At 33.1% G+C, this 999-nt stretch carries 1 pseudogene; it reads right to left on the minus strand.

Annotation, left to right across the window (positions count from 1 at the left end):
- A pseudogene (locus FUA24_RS07575) lies at nucleotides 1–999 on the minus strand (DNA-directed RNA polymerase subunit beta'); the annotation flags it as partial.

The raw sequence follows: 999 nt of genomic DNA on the forward strand, positions 1-999 counted from the left end.
CTTTGCAGATTTTACAGTTTTTACAATACCTCTTTCAATTAATTTTCTAATCACAAAAGGTTTGTAAAGTTCTGCTGCCATATTTTTTGGCAATCCGCACTCAAATAATTTTAATTCTGGTCCAACAACAATTACAGAACGTGCTGAATAATCTACACGTTTACCAAGTAAGTTTTGACGGAAACGCCCTTGCTTACCTTTTAAACTATCTGATAATGATTTTAACGGACGGTTAGAATCTGTTTTTACTGCTGAAGATTTACGTGTGTTATCAAATAATGAATCTACAGATTCTTGTAACATACGTTTTTCATTACGTAAAATTACCTCTGGCGCTTTAATTTCAACTAAACGCTTTAAACGGTTATTACGTATAATGACACGACGGTAAAGATCATTTAAATCTGATGTTGCAAAACGTCCACCATCTAATGGTACTAACGGACGTAATTCTGGTGGAATTACAGGAATAACCTTCATAATCATCCATTCCGGACGGTTTTCACGGTTATTGTTAGACTCACGTAACGCTTCAACAACTTGTAAACGTTTTAACGCTTCGGTTTTACGTTGTTTAGATGTTTCAGTATTAGCTTTATGACGTAATTCGTATGATAAAGTTTCTAAATCAATTCTAGCTAAAAGTTCAATTAAACATTCAGCACCCATTTTAGCAATAAACTTTTCTGGGTCAGAATCATCTAAATATTGATTATCTTGAGGAAGAGATTCAAGAATATTTAAGTATTCTTCTTCTGTTAAGAAATCCATTTTTTGTAATGGCTCACCTTCTTCATTTTTAGCATTACCAGGTTGAATTACTACGTAACGTTCGTAGTAAATAATCATATCTAATTTCTTAGATGGTAACCCTAATAAGTAACCAATTTTATTTGGTAATGAACGGAAATACCAAATGTGCGCTACAGGTACTACTAAGTTAATATGACCAACTCTGTCTCTACGTACTTTCTTTTCAGTAACTTCAACACCACAACG

Source organism: Seonamhaeicola marinus (genome assembly GCF_008085455.1).